17 protein-coding genes and 1 tRNA gene are annotated in these 16,816 nt (G+C 64.5%); 11 read left to right on the top strand and 7 right to left on the bottom strand.

Going from position 1 to position 16,816, the window contains the following annotated elements; translation table 11 throughout:
- The first annotated feature begins 150 nt into the window (after positions 1-150).
- The 7 genes from AC0IPL_RS06925 (at position 151) to rpoD (ending at position 9,717) form a co-directional block, all read left to right on the top strand.
- A complete protein-coding gene (locus tag AC0IPL_RS06925; RefSeq protein WP_474273069.1) occupies positions 151-1,404 on the top strand; it encodes a sarcosine oxidase subunit beta family protein in 1,254 nt (417 codons plus the stop codon).
- A 66-nt stretch (positions 1,405-1,470) separates the two neighbouring features.
- Positions 1,471-1,740: a sarcosine oxidase subunit delta gene (locus AC0IPL_RS06930; protein WP_474273071.1), complete on the top strand. Its 270-nt coding sequence runs from the start codon at positions 1,471-1,473 to the stop codon at positions 1,738-1,740.
- Positions 1,737-4,682, top strand: a complete 2,946-nt coding sequence (locus tag AC0IPL_RS06935) for a sarcosine oxidase subunit alpha family protein (protein ID WP_474273073.1) — start codon at positions 1,737-1,739, stop codon at positions 4,680-4,682. The genes AC0IPL_RS06930 and AC0IPL_RS06935 overlap by 4 nt, the downstream gene beginning before the upstream one ends.
- Complete coding sequence (locus AC0IPL_RS06940; RefSeq protein WP_474273075.1) at positions 4,675-5,220, top strand: sarcosine oxidase subunit gamma; 546 nt, start codon at positions 4,675-4,677, stop codon at positions 5,218-5,220. The genes AC0IPL_RS06935 and AC0IPL_RS06940 overlap by 8 nt, the downstream gene beginning before the upstream one ends.
- Before the next feature lie 37 nt (positions 5,221-5,257).
- The gene (locus AC0IPL_RS06945) at positions 5,258-5,596 is read left to right on the top strand and encodes a hypothetical protein (RefSeq protein WP_474273076.1); all 339 of its coding nucleotides are present in this window, start codon (positions 5,258-5,260) and stop codon (positions 5,594-5,596) included.
- A 1-nt stretch (position 5,597) separates the two neighbouring features.
- Positions 5,598-7,595 carry a DNA primase gene (dnaG, locus tag AC0IPL_RS06950; protein ID WP_474273078.1) on the top strand — a complete coding sequence of 666 codons (1,998 nt, stop codon included), beginning with the start codon at positions 5,598-5,600 and terminating at the stop codon, positions 7,593-7,595.
- A 130-nt stretch (positions 7,596-7,725) separates the two neighbouring features.
- Positions 7,726-9,717 carry an RNA polymerase sigma factor RpoD gene (rpoD, locus tag AC0IPL_RS06955; RefSeq protein WP_474273080.1) on the top strand — a complete coding sequence of 664 codons (1,992 nt, stop codon included), beginning with the start codon at positions 7,726-7,728 and terminating at the stop codon, positions 9,715-9,717.
- A 471-nt stretch (positions 9,718-10,188) separates the two neighbouring features.
- Here rpoD and AC0IPL_RS06960 read toward each other — a convergent pair.
- A tRNA-Tyr gene (locus AC0IPL_RS06960) sits at positions 10,189-10,272 on the bottom strand.
- 120 nt (positions 10,273-10,392) lie between these two features.
- Between AC0IPL_RS06960 and rlmB the strand changes: the two genes are divergently transcribed.
- The 3 genes from rlmB (at position 10,393) to AC0IPL_RS06975 (ending at position 12,430) form a co-directional block, all read left to right on the top strand.
- Complete coding sequence (rlmB, locus tag AC0IPL_RS06965; RefSeq protein WP_474273081.1) at positions 10,393-11,169, top strand: 23S rRNA (guanosine(2251)-2'-O)-methyltransferase RlmB; 777 nt, start codon at positions 10,393-10,395, stop codon at positions 11,167-11,169.
- 121 nt (positions 11,170-11,290) lie between these two features.
- Positions 11,291-11,743 (top strand): YHS domain-containing (seleno)protein, encoded by a 453-nt coding sequence (locus AC0IPL_RS06970; RefSeq protein WP_474273082.1) that lies wholly within the window; start codon positions 11,291-11,293, stop codon positions 11,741-11,743.
- Positions 11,744-11,959: 216 nt separating this feature from the next.
- A complete protein-coding gene (locus AC0IPL_RS06975) occupies positions 11,960-12,430 on the top strand; it encodes a CoA-binding protein (RefSeq protein ID WP_474273083.1) in 471 nt (156 codons plus the stop codon).
- A gap of 231 nt (positions 12,431-12,661) precedes the next feature.
- Here the strand turns inward: AC0IPL_RS06975 and AC0IPL_RS06980 are convergent, their stop codons facing one another.
- The 3 genes from AC0IPL_RS06980 to hisA all read right to left on the bottom strand — a co-directional run bounded on the left by AC0IPL_RS06980 (position 12,662) and on the right by hisA (position 14,583).
- Complete coding sequence (locus AC0IPL_RS06980; protein ID WP_474273084.1) at positions 12,662-12,979, bottom strand: phosphoribosyl-ATP diphosphatase; 318 nt, start codon at positions 12,977-12,979, stop codon at positions 12,662-12,664.
- A gap of 11 nt (positions 12,980-12,990) precedes the next feature.
- Positions 12,991-13,752: an imidazole glycerol phosphate synthase subunit HisF gene (gene hisF / locus AC0IPL_RS06985; protein WP_474273085.1), complete on the bottom strand. Its 762-nt coding sequence runs from the start codon at positions 13,750-13,752 to the stop codon at positions 12,991-12,993.
- A 108-nt stretch (positions 13,753-13,860) separates the two neighbouring features.
- Positions 13,861-14,583, bottom strand: a complete 723-nt coding sequence (hisA, locus tag AC0IPL_RS06990; protein WP_474273087.1) for a 1-(5-phosphoribosyl)-5-[(5-phosphoribosylamino)methylideneamino]imidazole-4-carboxamide isomerase — start codon at positions 14,581-14,583, stop codon at positions 13,861-13,863.
- Positions 14,584-14,718: 135 nt separating this feature from the next.
- On the opposite strand from hisA, the gene AC0IPL_RS06995 reads away from it, so the two are divergent.
- Complete coding sequence (locus tag AC0IPL_RS06995) at positions 14,719-15,105, top strand: DUF2147 domain-containing protein (RefSeq protein ID WP_474273088.1); 387 nt, start codon at positions 14,719-14,721, stop codon at positions 15,103-15,105.
- Between the two features lie 32 nt (positions 15,106-15,137).
- On the opposite strand, the gene AC0IPL_RS07000 is transcribed toward AC0IPL_RS06995, so the two are convergent.
- The 3 genes from AC0IPL_RS07000 to hisB form a co-directional block, all read right to left on the bottom strand.
- Positions 15,138-15,389 carry a WGR domain-containing protein gene (locus tag AC0IPL_RS07000; RefSeq protein ID WP_474273089.1) on the bottom strand — a complete coding sequence of 84 codons (252 nt, stop codon included), beginning with the start codon at positions 15,387-15,389 and terminating at the stop codon, positions 15,138-15,140.
- A 136-nt stretch (positions 15,390-15,525) separates the two neighbouring features.
- Complete coding sequence (hisH, locus tag AC0IPL_RS07005; protein WP_474273091.1) at positions 15,526-16,164, bottom strand: imidazole glycerol phosphate synthase subunit HisH; 639 nt, start codon at positions 16,162-16,164, stop codon at positions 15,526-15,528.
- A gap of 1 nt (position 16,165) precedes the next feature.
- On the bottom strand, positions 16,166-16,753 hold the full coding sequence (gene hisB / locus AC0IPL_RS07010) for an imidazoleglycerol-phosphate dehydratase HisB (protein ID WP_474273092.1): 588 nt from the start codon (positions 16,751-16,753) through the stop codon (positions 16,166-16,168).
- Positions 16,754-16,816 lie beyond the last annotated feature (63 nt).

Here is a 16,816-nt window from a genome sequence, read left to right on the forward strand (position 1 = left end):
GCAGGGTGGCGGCGGGGCGCGACGCTGGCAAATTCGAACTGGACAGAGACGTGCAAGTTCTAGTGAACTGCGGGAAGGGCAGGCGCTGCGGCGCGGGTGCCAGGGCGCACCGGTCATGTGATCCGGGCCTTGACTGGGGGGAGGGATCAGATGCGGTTCTCAGGCTGGCGCGTGCTGAAGGAAGGGGTGACCGGCAACAAGGGCTGGCGGCCGCAATGGCGCGACCCGGCACCCAAATCCGAATATGACGTGATCATCATCGGCGGCGGTGGCCACGGGTTGGCGACCGCCTATTACCTGGCGCAGGAACATGGCATCACCAATGTCGCGGTGCTGGAAAAGGGCTATCTCGGGGGTGGCAATGTCGGCCGCAATACCACCATCGTGCGCGCCAATTATTACCTGCCGGGCAATTCGGAATTCTACTCCCATTCGTTGAAACTGTGGGAGCGGATGGAGCAGGATCTGAACTACAACGCGATGATGTCCCAGCGCGGGCTCATCAACCTGTTCCACAATGACGGCCAGCGCGACGCAGCGGTGCGTCGGGGCAATGCCATCATCAACCAAGGCGACGACGCGGAGCTGCTTGGTCGCGATGACCTGCGCAGGCTGCTTCCCTACCTGAACTTCGACAACAATCGTTTTCCGATCCTGGGCGGGCTGATGCAGCGCCGGGCCGGAACCGCGCGCCATGACGCGGTGGCCTGGGGCTATGCCCGCGCTGCCGACATGCGCGGGGTGGATCTGATCCAGAACTGCGCGGTGACCGGCATCGACGTGCAACATGGCAAGGTCACAGGCGTTCAAACCACACGCGGCGCGATCCGGGCGAAAAAGGTGGCACTGGCCGCCGCCGGGCGGTCGGGCCAGGTGGCGGCAATGGCGGGGCTGACGCTGCCGATCGAAAGCCATGTGTTGCAGGCCTTTGTGTCGGAAGGGGTGAAGCCCATCGTCGACCACGTGATCACCTTTGCCGAGGGGCATCTGTATATCAGCCAGTCGGACAAGGGCGGGCTGGTGTTCGGCAGCTACCTGGATTTCTACGCCTCTTACGCGGCGCGTGGAAACCTGCCGATGGCAGAACACACGATGGAGACCTGCGTGGCGATGATGCCCGCGCTCGGCAAGGCGCGGCTGCTGCGCAGCTGGGGTGGCATCATGGACATGACACCAGACGGCTCTCCGATCATCGACCATGCGCCGATCGAGGGGCTCTATCTGAATTGCGGCTGGTGTTATGGCGGGTTCAAGGCGACGCCGGGGTCAGGCAGCGTCTACGCGCATCTGATTGCAACGGACCGGCCGCATGGGGCAGCCACAAAATTCAAGCTTGACCGCTTCCGCAGCGGGGCGGGCTTGATGGATGAGGAGGGGACCGGTGCGCAGCATAACCTGCACTGAGCGCTCGGCGCGGGCCGGGGATGCCTCCGGCGGGGGTATTTTCGCAAAGAAGAAGGGGCGCCGGTCATGAGGATCACCTGTCCGCTCTGCGGTGAAAGGGACCGCCGCGAGTTCACGTACAAGGGGGCCGCGCTTGTGCGCCCGGCGGCGGATGCGGATCTCGAGGCGTGGCACGCCTATGTGAACCAGCGCGAGAATCCGGCCGGGCCGCTGGAGGAGCTGTGGTATCACGAGATGGGCTGCGGCGCTTGGCTGAAGGTCACCCGCGATACCGTGACCCACGAGATTTCCGTGGTCGAACTGGCATCAGAGGCCGGGCTGGGAGGTGCCGCATGAGGCGTCCGAATTCAGGCCTGAACAAGGGCGCAAAACCGATCACCTTTTCCTTCAATGGCCGCCACATGATGGGGCTGGAGGGTGACACCCTGGCCGCTGCCTTGCTGGCCAACGACGTGCATCTGGTCGGGCGGTCGTTCAAGTATCACCGCCCGCGCGGTGTGCTGACCGCAGGCAGCGAAGAGCCGAACGCGCTGGTGACCATCGGCACTGGCGCGCAGCAGGATCCAAATGTGCGCGCCACCCAGCAGGAGCTGTACGAGGGGCTGGAGGCCCGCAGCCAGAACTGCTGGCCCAGTGTCGAACGCGACGTGATGGCGGTGAACGATCTGGCCGCGCCGTTTTTGGGGGCGGGGTTCTACTACAAGACGTTCATGTGGCCCGCGCCCCTGTGGGAAAAGCTGTATGAGCCGCTGATCCGGCGTGCCGCGGGGCTCGGGGCCCTGTCCGGGGAGCCGGATCCGGACAGGTATGAAAAGGCCTATGCCTTCTGCGATGTGATGGTGATCGGTTCTGGTCCGGCCGGGCTGATGGCGGCGCTGACCGCAGGGCGCGCCGGGGTTGATGTGATCCTTGCAGAGGAAGACAGTCGCATGGGCGGCCGCCTGCTGGCCGAGCGTGAAGATGTGGGCGGCATGCCGGGCCCCGCCTGGGCCGCAGAGGTGGTGGCAGAGCTGGAGGCGATGGACAACGTGCGGCTGATGCCGCGCACCGCCGTCACCGGTGCCTATGATCACGGCACCTATGGCGCGTTGGAACGCGTGTCGCATCACCTGCCCCGCAGCCGCTCGTCGACGGGGCGCCAGCTGCCGCGCGAATGCTTCTGGCGGATTGTGGCGAAACATGTGGTGCTGGCGGCCGGGGCAATCGAGCGCCCGGTGGCGTTTCGCGACAACGACCGCCCCGGTATCATGATGGCAGGGGCCGTGCGTGCCTATCTGAACCGCTGGGGTGTTGCACCGGGGGAGCGGGTGACGGTCTTTGCCAACAACGATCAGGCCCACCGCACCGCACGCGATCTTCATGAGGCAGGCGTGCATGTGGCGGCGGTGATCGACAGCCGCCATGACGCGCCGCAGGATGGCCCGTTCGAGGTGATCCGCGGCGCCCAGGTCTGCGGCAGCGCAGGCCGCCATCGGCTGGAGAGCATCACCCTGCGCACGATCCGGGGCGAGGAAAAGATCCAGACGGATTGCCTGGCAATGTCGGGTGGTTGGAACCCCTCTGTGCATCTGACCTGTCACCTGAACGGGCGCCCGGTGTGGAACCGGGAAGCGCTGGCCTTTGTGCCCAGTCCGGGCGCGGTGCCGGGGATGGTCACGGCAGGGGCCTGCAACGGCACGTTCTCCACCGCCGGAGCGCTGCGCGAAGGCGCCGAAGCCGCCGCAGCGGTGCTGGAGGCGCTGGGCCAGAATACCACCGCCGCCGATCTGCCGGAGGCCGAGGACGACCCTTATCGCATTGCTGCACTGTGGGCGGTGGCGGGAAAGGGGCGCGCCTGGCTGGACTTTCAGAATGACGTGACTGTCAAGGACGTGCAGCAGGCGGCGGGCGAGAACTTCCGCTCGGTCGAGCATATGAAACGCTACACCACCCAAGGCATGGCAACTGATCAGGGCAAGAACTCGAACGTGGCTGCCTTGGCGGTGCTGGCGGATGCCACCGGGCGCACGATTGCCGAAACCGGCACAACCAGCTTCCGCCCTCCCTTTGTGCCGGTGGCCCTCGGCGCGATGGGGGCAGGCGCTGCGGATCAGGGCTTCAGACCGCAACGCTTCCTCACGTCGCACAGCGAAAGCGCCAGCCGGGGCGCGCATCAGCTGGAGGTGGGGCTGTGGTACCGTGCCGCCTATTTCCCGCACCCAGGGGAAACCAACTGGCGTCAGTCCTGCGACCGCGAGGCCGCCATGGTGCGCAAGACGGTTGGGATCTGTGACGTCTCTACCCTTGGCAAGATCGACGTGCAGGGGCCGGATGCGGGCCGGTTCCTGGATTTCCTCTACACCAACACCATGAGCACGCTGAAACCGGGCAGGGTGCGCTATGGGCTGATGCTGCGCGAGGACGGCTTTGTCATGGATGACGGCACCTGCGCGCGGCTGGACGACAACCATTTTGTGGTCACCACCACCACGGCCGCGGCGGGGCAGGTGATGGCGCATATGGAATTCGCCGCGCAGGTGCTGCGCCCGGACTGGGACGTCCGCATCGTTTCGGTGACCGAGCAATGGGCGCAGTTCGCCGTCGCCGGGCCAAAATCACAGGAGCTGCTGAACGGGCTGACCGACGAAGATGTGACTGGCAAGGCCTGGCCCTTCATGGGCTGTGGCGCGGTCACCGTGCTGGGCGTCACGGGGCGGCTGTTCAGCATTTCCTTCTCGGGGGAGCACGCTTATGAGCTGGCCGTGCCGGCGCGGTATGGCGCAAGCCTCTACCGCGAACTGCTACGCCGGGCCGAGGCGCTGGGCGGCGGTGCCTATGGCCTGGAGGCGCTGAACGTGCTGCGCATCGAGAAGGGCTTTCTGACCCATGCCGAGATCAACGGTACGGCAACGGCGTTTGACCTTGGGCTTGAGGGCATGATGTCCAGGAACAAGGAGTTTATCGGCAAGGCCATGGCCACCCGCGACGGGCTGCTGTCGGAGGACCGTCTGCAGCTGGTCGGCTTGAAACCCGCGGGTGCGGCCAAGAAAATCACCGCCGGCGGGCATCTGTTCACGCCAGGCGACCCGGTGGAGCGGGTCTACGACCAGGGGTATGTCACCTCGGCGGGGGTGTCGCCGACGCTGGGGCACCCCATCGGCCTCGCCTTTCTGCGACGGGGGCGCGGCCGCATCGGCGACACCGTGCGCATGGTCGACCACATGCGCGGTGCCGACACGCTGTGCGAGGTGGTCTCGCCCGTGTTCTTTGACCCCGAAGGAGAGCGTGCCCGTGGCTGAACTGAGTGCAAAAAGCCCTTGCGACGGGCTGCTGCCGGCAACCATCGGTGGCATGAAGTTGACCGAAGAACACCCCGGAAACATGTGGACCATCGCCCCGTTCAAGGGCCGCCAACAGGCGTTGGACAGCGCGTTGCAGGAGGCCCACGGTCTGGGCTTTCCAGCGCCGAACCGCGCCACCGGCAAGGCGGGTTGCCGGGCGATCTGGTTTGGCCGGGATCTGGCGCTGCTGATGGGGCCGAGACCGGATGGCCGGTTGGCCGAACACGCGGCGCTGTGCGATCAAAGCGATGCCTGGGCGGTGGTACGGCTGGAGGGTGCGGGCGCCGAGGACGTGCTGGCGCGGCTGGTGCCGGTGGACCTGCGTGCGCGCGTGTTCAAGCGTGGCTATACCCTGCGCACGGAGCTGAAACACATGATGTGTTCCATCACCCGCACCGGTCCGCGGGCAGTGCAGATCATGGTGATGCGCTCAATGGCCAGAACGTTGGTGGAGGATCTGAAAACAGCGATGGAAGCTCAGGCGGCGCGGGGGTAACCTCTGCTGATCACCAACTGATTCCCGGAGTGCGTCCATGTTCCGCATCGCCCTTGCAGTCGCCTTGCTGGCGTCGCCGGCCTATGCTGCTGAAACCAAAGAAGAAAGCTGCAAGTACCAGGGCCAGGTCATGGCCGCGGTGCAGCAGGCGCGGCTGGACCGGGTCAAGCAGGGCGAGGTGCAGCAGGTGATTCTGGACAGCGAGCCGGAGTGGCCCGACGCCTATTCCAACGCGATCCCGCAGCTGGCGGCCCATGTCTATGCGATGAAGCGGCGCGAGCTGAAGAACGCAGACCTTGGGGCTGCCTTCGAGGAACAGTGCCTGCAAAACTGGGATCAGATCCAGGCGATGCAAAAACAGCTGAAGTCGAACTGATATGTCCCTGCCGCCCGGCTTTCTGGATGAATTGCGCACCCGCGTCAGTATCTCTGATGTCGTCGGGCGCAAAGTCATGTGGGATCAGCGCAAGTCGCAGCCGGGCAAGGGCGACTACTGGAGCCCGTGCCCCTTTCACCACGAGAAGACCGCGTCGTTCCACGTCGAGGACCGCAAGGGGTTCTATTACTGCTTTGGCTGCCACGCCAAGGGCGACGCGCTGAAGTTCGTGCAGGAGACCGAGAACGTCGGCTTCATGGAGGCGGTGGAGATCCTGGCGCAGGAGGCGGGCATGGAAATGCCCAAACGCGATCCGCGCGCGCAGGAGAAACAGGACCGCCGGGCGCTGCTGGCCGATGTGATGGAACAGGCGGTGCAGTTTTTCCGCCTGCAACTGAAAACCAATGCAGCGGCGGAGGCGCGGGCCTATCTGCTGCGCCGGGGGCTGACGCCGCAGGCGCTGGATCGCTGGGAGATCGGTTTTGCCCCGGATGGCTGGCAAAACCTGTGGGATGCCCTGCGCGGCAAGAATGTGCCCGAGGATCTGATTATCGGGGCAGGGCTTGCCAAACCCTCGAACAAGGGCGGTAAACCCTATGATACCTTCCGCAACCGGATCATGTTCCCGATCCGCGACGCGCGCGGCCGCGCCATTGCCTTTGGCGGCCGGGCGATGGACCCGAATGACAACGCCAAATATCTGAACTCGCCCGAGACAGAGCTGTTTGACAAGGGGCGCAGCCTTTACAACCACGGCCCGGCGAGGGCGGCCTCGGGGCGGGGAGCGACGCTTGTCGTGGCCGAGGGCTATATGGATGTGATCGCACTGGCAGAGGGCGGATTTCAGTCCTGTGTTGCGCCCCTGGGGACCGCGATCACGGAAAACCAGTTGCAGATGCTGTGGCGGATGTCGGATGAACCCGTCATTGCGCTCGACGGCGACAAGGCGGGGCTGCGCGCGGCGATGCGCCTGATCGACCTGGCGCTGCCGCTGCTGGAGGCCGGCAAGAGCCTGCGCTTTGCCATCATGCCCGACGGCAAGGATCCTGACGACATGATCCGCAGCCAGGGCCCGGAGGCCGTGCAGGCGGTGCTGGATCAGGCCATGCCGATGGTCAGGTTGCTGTGGCAGCGCGAGACCGAGGGCAAAGTGTTCGACAGCCCCGAACGCAAGGCGGCGCTGGACAAGGCGCTGCGCGAAAAGATCCGGCTGATCCGCGACCCCTCGATCCGCAAGCATTACGGCGAGGATATCAAGGAGCTTCGCTGGCAGCTGTTCCGCGGTAGCCGCAGTGGTGGCGGCGGCTTTCAGCAGCGCGGCGGCGGCAAGGGCGGCGGCTTTCGCGATGGCGCGCGCGCGCCGTGGAAGCCGGGCAAGGGTTTTGCCGCCATTCCGCAGCCGCGGGCGACCACCCGTGCCTCGCTGGTGGTCTCGGCGGCAGATGAATCCTTTGCGGCGATGCGCGAGGCGGTGATCCTGGCCACCGCCATCACCACGCCCGCCGTGATACCGCAATTCGAAACCAGCCTTGAACGGTTGCAATGTGCCGACCCGGATCTGGCGGTGCTGCGCGATCTTGTGCTGCGCCACGGCATCGACGCGCCGGACCGACTGCGCGAGGAAATCGACTGGGCTTTGGGCGCGCATGCCCTTGAAAACCTCTTTGGCCTTCGCCATGTGGCTATCATCCCCTGCCTGCGCAAACCCGGCGACACCGAACTGGCCAGCATGACCCTGGCCGAAGAACTGGCCAAGCTGGAGGCGCGGCGCGGGCTGGACGCGGAACTGGCCGAGGCCGAAGAGGATCTGGACGGGCTGGCGGATGAGGCGCTGACCTGGCGCCTGGCCCAGGCGGCCGAGGCCAAGAACCGGGCCGTGCGCAGCGAAAACGAGGACAAGGCAACCTATGATGTGGGCAAAAACGGCGCCCGGCTCAACCGGGATGAGCGCGACGCCTTTGGCGCCTTGTTGGACCGCATCGGCTTTTCCGAAAAGTGACACGCAGCATGATTCTGCGTTTTGCTAAGGAAGAGCACACGAAAATTGGGTAAACGGGGTGACGAATCAGATGATCGCGCTAATGATTCGGTTCAGCGAATCACCCGCAGCCCCTGATATGGAGCATTGAATGGCCGCCAAAGACACCGACGACCGCAAACCTGACGATCAGGATGCCGAAATCTCCCTCGACATGAGCCAGGCTCAGGTCAAGAAGATGATCGCGGAGGCCCGCGAGAAAGGCTACATCACCTACGATCAGCTCAATCAGGTTCTGCCGCCGGATCAGGTCAGCTCGGAACAGATCGAAGACGTGATGTCGATGCTCAGCGAAATGGGCATTAACATCATCGAGGACGAAGAGGCCGAGGAAGAGGAAAACAAGGGCACCACCGACCTTGTGACCACCGAAGGCCCGCGCGAGGTTGCGCTGTCCGGCGCCCAGACCGAGAAGCTGGACCGCACCGATGACCCGGTACGCATGTACCTGCGCGAGATGGGCTCGGTCGAGCTTCTGTCCCGCGAAGGCGAGATCGCCATTGCCAAGCGCATTGAGGCTGGCCGCAACACGATGATTGCGGGCCTGTGCGAAAGCCCGCTGACCTTCCAGGCGATCACCATCTGGCACGACGAACTGCTGTCCGAGGACATCCTGCTGCGCGACGTCATCGACCTGGAGGCCACCTTTGGCAACCAGCTGGACGAGGACGGCGAGACTGAGGAGCCGGTCGTCGACCCTTCCGCGGTGCAGACGGCCAAGCCAGCTGCCAAGGACGACGGCCCGGAGCTGGATGCTGACGGCAATCCGATCTCCAAGGAAGATGACGACGACGACGAGGACGAGCAGGCCAACATGTCGCTGGCCGCGATGGAGGCCGCGCTCAAGGATCGCGTTCTGACCACGCTGGAGCGGATCTCGACCGACTTCGCCGAACTCAGCGAAATGCAGGACAGCCGGATCTCCGCCACTCTGAACGAGGACGGCTCTTTCAGCGTGGACGACGAGGCGCGGTACCAGTCGCTGCGTTCCGAAATCGTTGAACTGGTCAACGGGCTGCACCTGCACAACAACCGGATCGAGGCGCTGATCGACCAGCTCTATGGCATCAATCGCCGGGTGATGCAGATCGACAGCTCCATGGTCAAGCTGGCCGATCAGGCCCGCATCAACCGCCGCGAATTCATCGACGCCTATAGGGGCCGCGAGCTTGATCCCAACTGGCTGGCCGAGATGGGCGAAAAGTCCGGTCGTGGCTGGCAGATGTTCATCGAACGCTCCACCGACAAGGTGGAGGAACTGCGCTCTGACATGGCGCAGGTGGGTCAGTATGTCGGCCTGGATATTTCGGAGTTCCGCCGCATCGTGCAGCAGGTGCAAAAGGGCGAGAAAGAGGCCCGTCAGGCCAAGAAGGAAATGGTCGAGGCAAACCTGCGCCTGGTGATTTCCATCGCCAAGAAATACACCAACCGTGGCCTGCAGTTCCTTGACCTCATTCAGGAAGGCAACATCGGCCTGATGAAAGCGGTGGACAAGTTCGAATACCGCCGCGGCTACAAGTTCTCGACCTATGCCACGTGGTGGATCCGTCAGGCGATCACCCGGTCCATCGCGGATCAGGCCCGCACCATCCGGATCCCGGTCCACATGATCGAGACGATCAACAAGCTGGTCCGCACCGGCCGTCAGATGCTGCACGAAATCGGCCGCGAGCCGACGCCGGAGGAGCTGGCCGAAAAGCTGCAAATGCCGCTGGAGAAGGTCCGCAAGGTGATGAAAATCGCCAAGGAGCCGATCAGCCTGGAAACCCCGATCGGCGACGAGGAAGACAGCCAGCTGGGCGATTTCATCGAGGACAAGAATGCTGTGCTGCCGCTGGACAGCGCCATTCAGGAAAACCTCAAGGAAACCACCACCCGCGTTCTGGCCTCGCTGACGCCGCGTGAAGAACGGGTCCTGCGGATGCGTTTCGGCATCGGCATGAACACCGACCACACGCTGGAAGAAGTCGGCCAGCAGTTCAGCGTGACCCGCGAACGAATCCGCCAGATCGAGGCCAAGGCGCTCAGGAAGCTGAAGCACCCCAGCCGCTCGCGCAAGCTGCGTAGCTTTCTGGACCAGTAAACTCAAAGGGCGTGCGGCGGAACCGGCCCTTTACCCAAAATGTTGCAAAAAGCGTCAGCTCAAAGCTGGCGCTTTTTTCTTGCGTCATCAATGGCGCTTGATGAGGCAGCACCCAAAGGAGGCTCATGGTCAATCGACGGGATCCTCCGCAAGAACACCCCGACGAGGCGGGGTATGAGAGTCTGCAGGGGCGTGGTGCCTGAGGGGCCGCTATCAGCCGTCCAGCGAGCGGGCAGACCGCTCACCGATGATGGCTCTCGCCCCGCACGCGTGCGCCGCCTCAATGGCAATCTCTGCCTCCTCCTGCACGGACGGAAGCGGTCTTATCCCGTCGTGGGCAGCCTGCATAAATCAGCAAGCACCAGCGCATCCAAACGGGTCAGCTGCACGCCGCGTGCATCACGGAGCCGACCGGAGCCGGTTAATATCTTCTGATGTTTCAGTGATTTGTCAGTCCATCCCGGTTGGGGATGGTGGGCGACCCTGGAATCGAACCAGGCGTGCGTCTCCGCGAGGGAGTTACAGTCCCCTGCCACACCTTGCGGCCTGTCGCCCACTGTCAGGTGAGTGTTGCACCTAACGTGGAGGCGTGATTACTAGCAGGCCAAAGGAGCGTCAACAGGAAAATCGCAAGTTTTTCCAGCCGCCTTCAATTTCTTTCTGCCGGAGAGCAAAATGTCCAAGAAACCCAAGTGGGTCGTCGAAAAAGAACAAGCCAAGAAGGCCGGTTCCGCTGAAACCGTCTGGCTGTTTGGCCTGCATGCGGTGCGCGATGCGCTGCAAAACCCCAAGCGCGAAAAGCTGCGCTTGATGGTGACGCTGAATGCCCAGGCCAAACTGGAGGACGCCATCGCGGCCTCTGGCGTTGAGGCCGAGGTGATCGACCCGCGCAAGTTCAACCCGCCGATCGATCCGCAGTCCGTCCATCAGGGCGCCGCGCTGGAGGTGAAGCCGCTGAACTGGGGCGGGCTGGCCGAAAACTGCATCGGCGCAGAGGCGCCGCGCGTGCTGCTGCTGGACCGGGTGACCGATCCGCATAACGTCGGCGCTATCCTGCGCTCGGCAGAGGTGCTGGGCGCCAGTGCCGTGATCGGCACCCGCCACCATTCCGCGCCGGAAACCGGCGCCCTGGCCAAAACCGCCAGCGGCGCGTTGGAGCGTCAGCCTTACCTACGGATGCGCAATCTGGCCGACAGCATCACCGAATTGCAGAACATGGGATTCCTGGTGCTGGGGCTGGACGGCGAGGCTGAGCAGACCATCGAAACAGCTCTGGAGGGCAAGAAGCACCTGCCGGTTGCGCTTGTGCTGGGGGCCGAAGGTCCGGGGCTGCGGCAAAAGACCAAGGAGACCGTGGATCAGCTGGTCAAAATCGACGCGGCGGGTGGCTTCGGCTCGCTCAATGTCTCCAACGCGGCGGCGATCGCGCTCTATGCCTCCATTGCGCGCTGAACCGTTTAACGGGGGATCACAACCGCGTATGACGGCTTTGCAACGCTGCGAGGCTGGGGCAAGCTGACAGCGGTGTCCAGCCCCCGTACGGGGGCCGACAGTTGCAGTAGCGGAGAAAGACGTGAGTTTGCGCGCCCTTGCGATGATGATGTCTCTGGTGGCACTACTGCTGCCGCCAGCTGCGGCGCGCGCGGACACCGGCCTGTTTTCGGCGGAGGCGGGCGTGGCCATCGGGGGCTACGATCCGGTGGCCTTCTTTCGGCAAGGCGCAGCGCAACCCGGCCATCGCCGCCATGCGGTGATGTGGAAAGGTGTCACCTGGCGCTTTGTCAGTGCCGACAGCCGGGCCCGCTTCGAAGCCAGCCCGCGCGCCTTTGCTCCGGCCTTTGGCGGCTATTGTGCCTATGCTTTGTCACGCGGCGTGCTGGCGCCGGGAGATCCGCAGCTTTGGGTGATCGTTGATGGCAGGTTGTTCTTGCTCAACAACCCTGAGGCCCGGAGGTTGTGGAGGATACGCAGGGGCGAGCTGATCGCCCGCGCGCGCCAGCACTGGCCTGCGATTCTGCGGCAATGAAGCGGCAATGCGGCGTCACCTCACATTGCTGTGAGGAGTGGTTTTATTTTCGAAACTGTGACCCATATTCAATAGGGACTGCGGAGTGGAACCACCGCAGTTCTTTTTCACTGTCCCTCGTTCCATACCTCAGCGCCCGGCTTGTCCGGGCGCTTTTTTCGTATGAGGCGTGAATCCGGCTTTGCGGCGCGGGCCGTCGGCCTTAGGCTGCGCCGCATGAGCAGCTACAGCGATGATCTTTTGAAATCCATCCTGCAACGCAGCCGCAGCATTGCCGTGGTGGGCGTGTCGATGAATCCGGTGCGACCCAGCTACTACGTCGCGCGCTATCTGACGCTCAAGGGGTTTCGGGTGTTCCCGGTCAATCCTGGCCACGCGGGCAAGATGCTGTTTGGCGAGACCGTGCGCGCCAGTCTGACAGACATAGACGCGCCGGTGGATATGGTCGACATCTTCCGCCGGTCAGAAGCGGTGCCGCCCATCGTCGACGAGGCGCTGGAGGCGTTTCCGCACCTGCAGACCATCTGGATGCAGATCGGCGTCGAACACGCCGAGGCCGCCGCCAAAGCCGAGGCGCGCGGCGTGACCGTGATCCAGAACCGCTGCCCCAAGATCGAGTATCAGCGCCTGTTCGGTGAGCTGCGCCAGGGTGGCTTTGCCACTGGCATCATTTCCTCGAAACTCTGACGCTTGCGGTAAGGCGGGGCGCTCCCGCCCGCTTAGGTCGTCCGGCTGGACGGCCTGCACGGTTGGGCCGGGCGCCGCTGCGCGGCGCTGGTTGTTTTACTGAGAGGCCCTGACGAGCAGGCGGGCGCGTCCGGGCCTTGTCGGTTGTGGGGGGCATGGCGCGTCAAGGGCAAGCCGCACTGGCGCGCAGAAGCTGCGCCTGCCTGGCCCCGCGGGCCGGGAAGGGGGCTGTCAGTCCTTGGGGCGTGCGGCCTTTTCGGCAAGGCCGCTAAGGCCCTGGCGTTCGGCCAAAACCCGCAACACATCCTCCAGCGCCACGTCACGGGCGGCCAGCATCACCAGGAAGTGATAGAGCACATCCGCGCCTTCGGAGGCGAGGCCCGCCTTGTCACCCTTTACCGCCTCGATGATGGCCTCGATGGCTTCTTCGCCGAATTTCTCGGCGCATTTTTCCGGCCCTTTGGCGAGCAGCTTGGCGGTCCAGCTGGTGTCGGGGTCGGCGCCCTTGCGGGTGCCGATGGTGGTTTCGAGATCGTGCAGCAGGCTCATCACATGCCCCTTCAGGTCAGCCGCATTGGAATGCCGGCGGCGGCCATATGTTGTTTGGCCTCCTGCACGGTGTATTCGCCGAAGTGAAAGATCGAGGCCGCCAGCACCGCCGAGGCGCCGCCTTCGGTGACGCCTTCGACCAGGTGGTCGAGGTTTCCCACCCCGCCGGAGGCGATCACCGGCACGTCCACCGCATCGGAAATCGCCCGTGTCAGCGGCAGGTTGAAGCCCGATTTCGTGCCGTCGCGATCCATCGAGGTCAGCAGGATCTCGCCCGCGCCCTTGGCGGTCACCAGGCGGGCGAATTCCACCGCGTCGATGCCGGTGGGCTTGCGGCCGCCATGGGTGAAAATCTCCCACTTGCCGGGGGATACCGTCTTGGCGTCGATGGCGCAGACGATGCACTGGCTGCCGAACTGGTCCGCGGCTTCGGCGATCACATCCGGGTTGGCCACCGCGGCCGAGTTGAAAGAGACCTTGTCAGCCCCCGCTAGCAGCAGCGCGCGCACGTCTTCGCGGCTGCGCACCCCGCCGCCCACGGTCAGCGGCACAAAACATTGCTCGGCGGTGCGGCGCACCACGTCGAACATGGTGCCACGGTTTTCATGGGTCGCGTGAATGTCGAGAAAGCAGATCTCATCCGCGCCGGCGGCGTCATAGGCCTTGGCCGATTCCACCGGATCGCCCGCATCGCGCAGGCCGACAAAATTGACGCCCTTGACCACGCGGCCATCAGCGACATCGAGACAGGGGATGATACGGGTCTTCAGCATGGGCTACCTTATGGCGGGATTGTTGCGGTCTGGGAAGGGGGCGTTGCCCCCTCGCGCCGGACGGCGCTCACCCCCAGAATATTTCGGACCAGAAAGAAACGCCGGGCGTCAGCCCTTCAGCACCGCCAGCGCCTCGGCCAGGTCGATGGCGCCATCGTAGAGCGCACGGCCCGAAATCGCCCCATTCAGCGGCGCACCGCAGGTTTTCAGCGCGCGCAGATCGTCCAGCGAGGACACCCCGCCAGAGGCGATCACCGGAATGCTGACCGCCTTGGCCAGATCGGCGGTGGCCTGCACGTTCGGGCCCTTCATCGCGCCGTCGCGCAGGATGTCGGTATAGATGATCGCCGCCACGCCTGCGTCCTCGAACGACTTGGCCAGATCGGTGACCATCACGTCGGTTTCCTCGGCCCAGCCCTTGGTCGCGACGCGCCCGTTGCGGGCGTCGATGCCAACGGCGACCTTGCCGGGGAAGGCGCGTGCAGCCTCGCGCACCAGGTCGGGGTTTTCCACCGCCACCGTACCCAGGATCACCCGCGCCAGCCCCTTGTCGAGCCAGGTTTCAATCGTGGCCATGTCGCGGATGCCGCCGCCCAGCTGGGCGGGCACCTTGGTCTGTTTCAGGATCTCCTCGACCGGGGCGGCGTTGACCGGTGCGCCGGCAAAGGCACCGTTGAGGTCGACGAGGTGCAGCCACTCGCAGCCCGCTTCGACAAACTCCAGCGCCTGGGCGGCGGGGTTGTCGTTGAACACGGTGGTCTTGTCCATGTCGCCATGCAGCAGACGGACGGCCTGGCCGTCCTTGAGGTCAATCGCGGGGTAGAGGATCATCCGGGCAGCCCTTTGTGAAATATGCTGGCGGTGTTTTGCACAAGGCTGGCCTGGATTGCAACGCGACCCTAGGTCAAGCTTGCCCCAAAAGCAATCGCCGGGACAGACTGCCGCAATCAACAGGGAGGACTGGCAATGAAACATCTGCTGACAGCTGCCGCGGTGGCACTGGGTCTGGCTGGGGCGGCGGCGGCCGATCCAGTGCTGGGCACCTGGAAGACCCAGCCTGACGACGGCGCCTATGCCCATGTCAAAATGGTGAAATGCGGCGCCGCGGTTTGTGGCAAGATCGCTCGCACATTCAACAGCAGCGGCGAATATCAGTCGCCCAACCTGGGCAAGACGCTGGTGATCGACATGGTGCCGAACGGGGACGGCTCTTACGCGGGCAAGGTCTGGCGGCCGTCGAACAACAAGATCTACACTGGCAAGATGGATCTGGCGGGCAGCAGCCTGGCGCTGCGCGGTTGCGTCGCGGGCGGGCTGATCTGCTCCAAACAGACCTGGAACCGCGTCAAGTAAGCGTCAGGTAAGCGACGCGGTGCAGCCGGGGTCTAGAGCAATCCCAGCTGCACCGGAATCGGGGCATAGCCGCGTTTCAGCTGCTGGTCGCGGAAGCGTTCGAAAATCGCCAGCGCCTCGCCGTGGGCGGCGAGATAGGTGCGTTTCTGCGCGCCGCCGGGCGCGTTGATCGGGCCGGACACCCGTTCCACGCACCAGTCACCGAACAGCGTCGGCGTCAGGCTCAGCAGGCAATAGCGGTGCCTGCCGTCGACGTGGTCATATTTTTCGAAACGGATGTGCAATTTGGCGGCCGAGGTAACAAAAGGTCCGCCCCGTATGCATCGAAGCAGACCCCGTGTCTATTCTTCAAAACGGCAGATTGCGCCGGCCCCTGCGGCACCTGTGACGTGCTGACATCACCACGCGCTGCGGCGGCGCTCAGGGCGCCCAGGACAGGAAGTTGCCGATCATCCGCAACCCCGTCGCCTGGCTTTTCTCCGGGTGGAACTGCATGCCCAGCATGGTGTCGCGGCCAATCACCGCGGTGACGTCGCCGCCATAGTCCACATGCGCCAGGCGGTTTGCCGGATCCGCCACGCGGAAATGGTAGGAGTGCACGAAATAGACGTGATCGCCGCTGCTGATGCCGTCAAACACCGGATGCGGGCTGTCGATCACCAGGTCGTTCCAGCCCATGTGCGGCACCTTCAGCGTTGGCTCGGACGGTACGATCTTGACCACGTCACCGCCCACCCAGCCCAGGCCGGGGGTCTCGGCGTATTCATGCCCGGTGGTTGCCATCAACTGCATGCCGACGCAGATGCCCAGAAACGGGCGGCCCTTCTGCTCAACCGCCTCCACCATGGCGTCATAGATGCCCCTGTGGCCGCGCAGCTCTGCCGCGCAGGCGGGAAAGGCACCGTCGCCGGGCAGCACCAGCCGGTCGGCCCGCGCCACCACATCGGCGTCGGAGGTCACAACGACCTCGCCCGCGTCCAGCTCCCGCGCCATGCGCTGAAACGCTTTCTCGGCGGAATGCAGGTTGCCAGATTCGTAATCGATGATCGCCGTCAGCATGTCACAGCGCCCCTTTGGTCGACGGAATCGCATCCGCCTTGCGTGGGTCGGTCTCCACCGCCAGCCGCAGCGCGCGCGCCACCGCCTTGAAGGCGGCCTCGGCGATGTGGTGGCTGTTGAACCCGTGCAGCTGGTCGATGTGCAGGGTGATGCCGCCATGGGTGCTGAAGCCCTGGAAGAATTCGCGCACCAGCTCGGTATCAAACGTGCCGATCTTCTGGGTCGGCAGGTCGACATTCCAGATCAGGAAAGGGCGTGCCGACAGGTCCAGCGCGCAGCGCACCTGGGCGTCATCCATCGGCAGGTGGCACTCGCCGTAGCGGCGGATGCCCTTTTTGTCCCCCAGCGCCTGCACCAGCGCCTGACCCAGCGCGATGCCGGTGTCCTCCACCGTGTGGTGGTCGTCGATGTGGTAATCGCCCTTGGCGCGGATGGTCATGTCGATCAGTGAATGGCGCGCCAGCTGGTCCAGCATGTGGTCGAAAAAGCCGACCCCCGTCTGGTTGTCATAGATCCCGGTGCCATCCAGGTTGATGTCCACGGAAATGTCGGTTTCCGCGGTCTTGCGGGTCACACTGGCTGTACGCATCGGCGGGCTGTCCTTCCTCAAGCTGCGAGGGCGCTTATAGGGCGGGCAGGGGGGCTTGCTCAA

This window comes from Leisingera sp. SA32 (assembly GCF_056033425.1).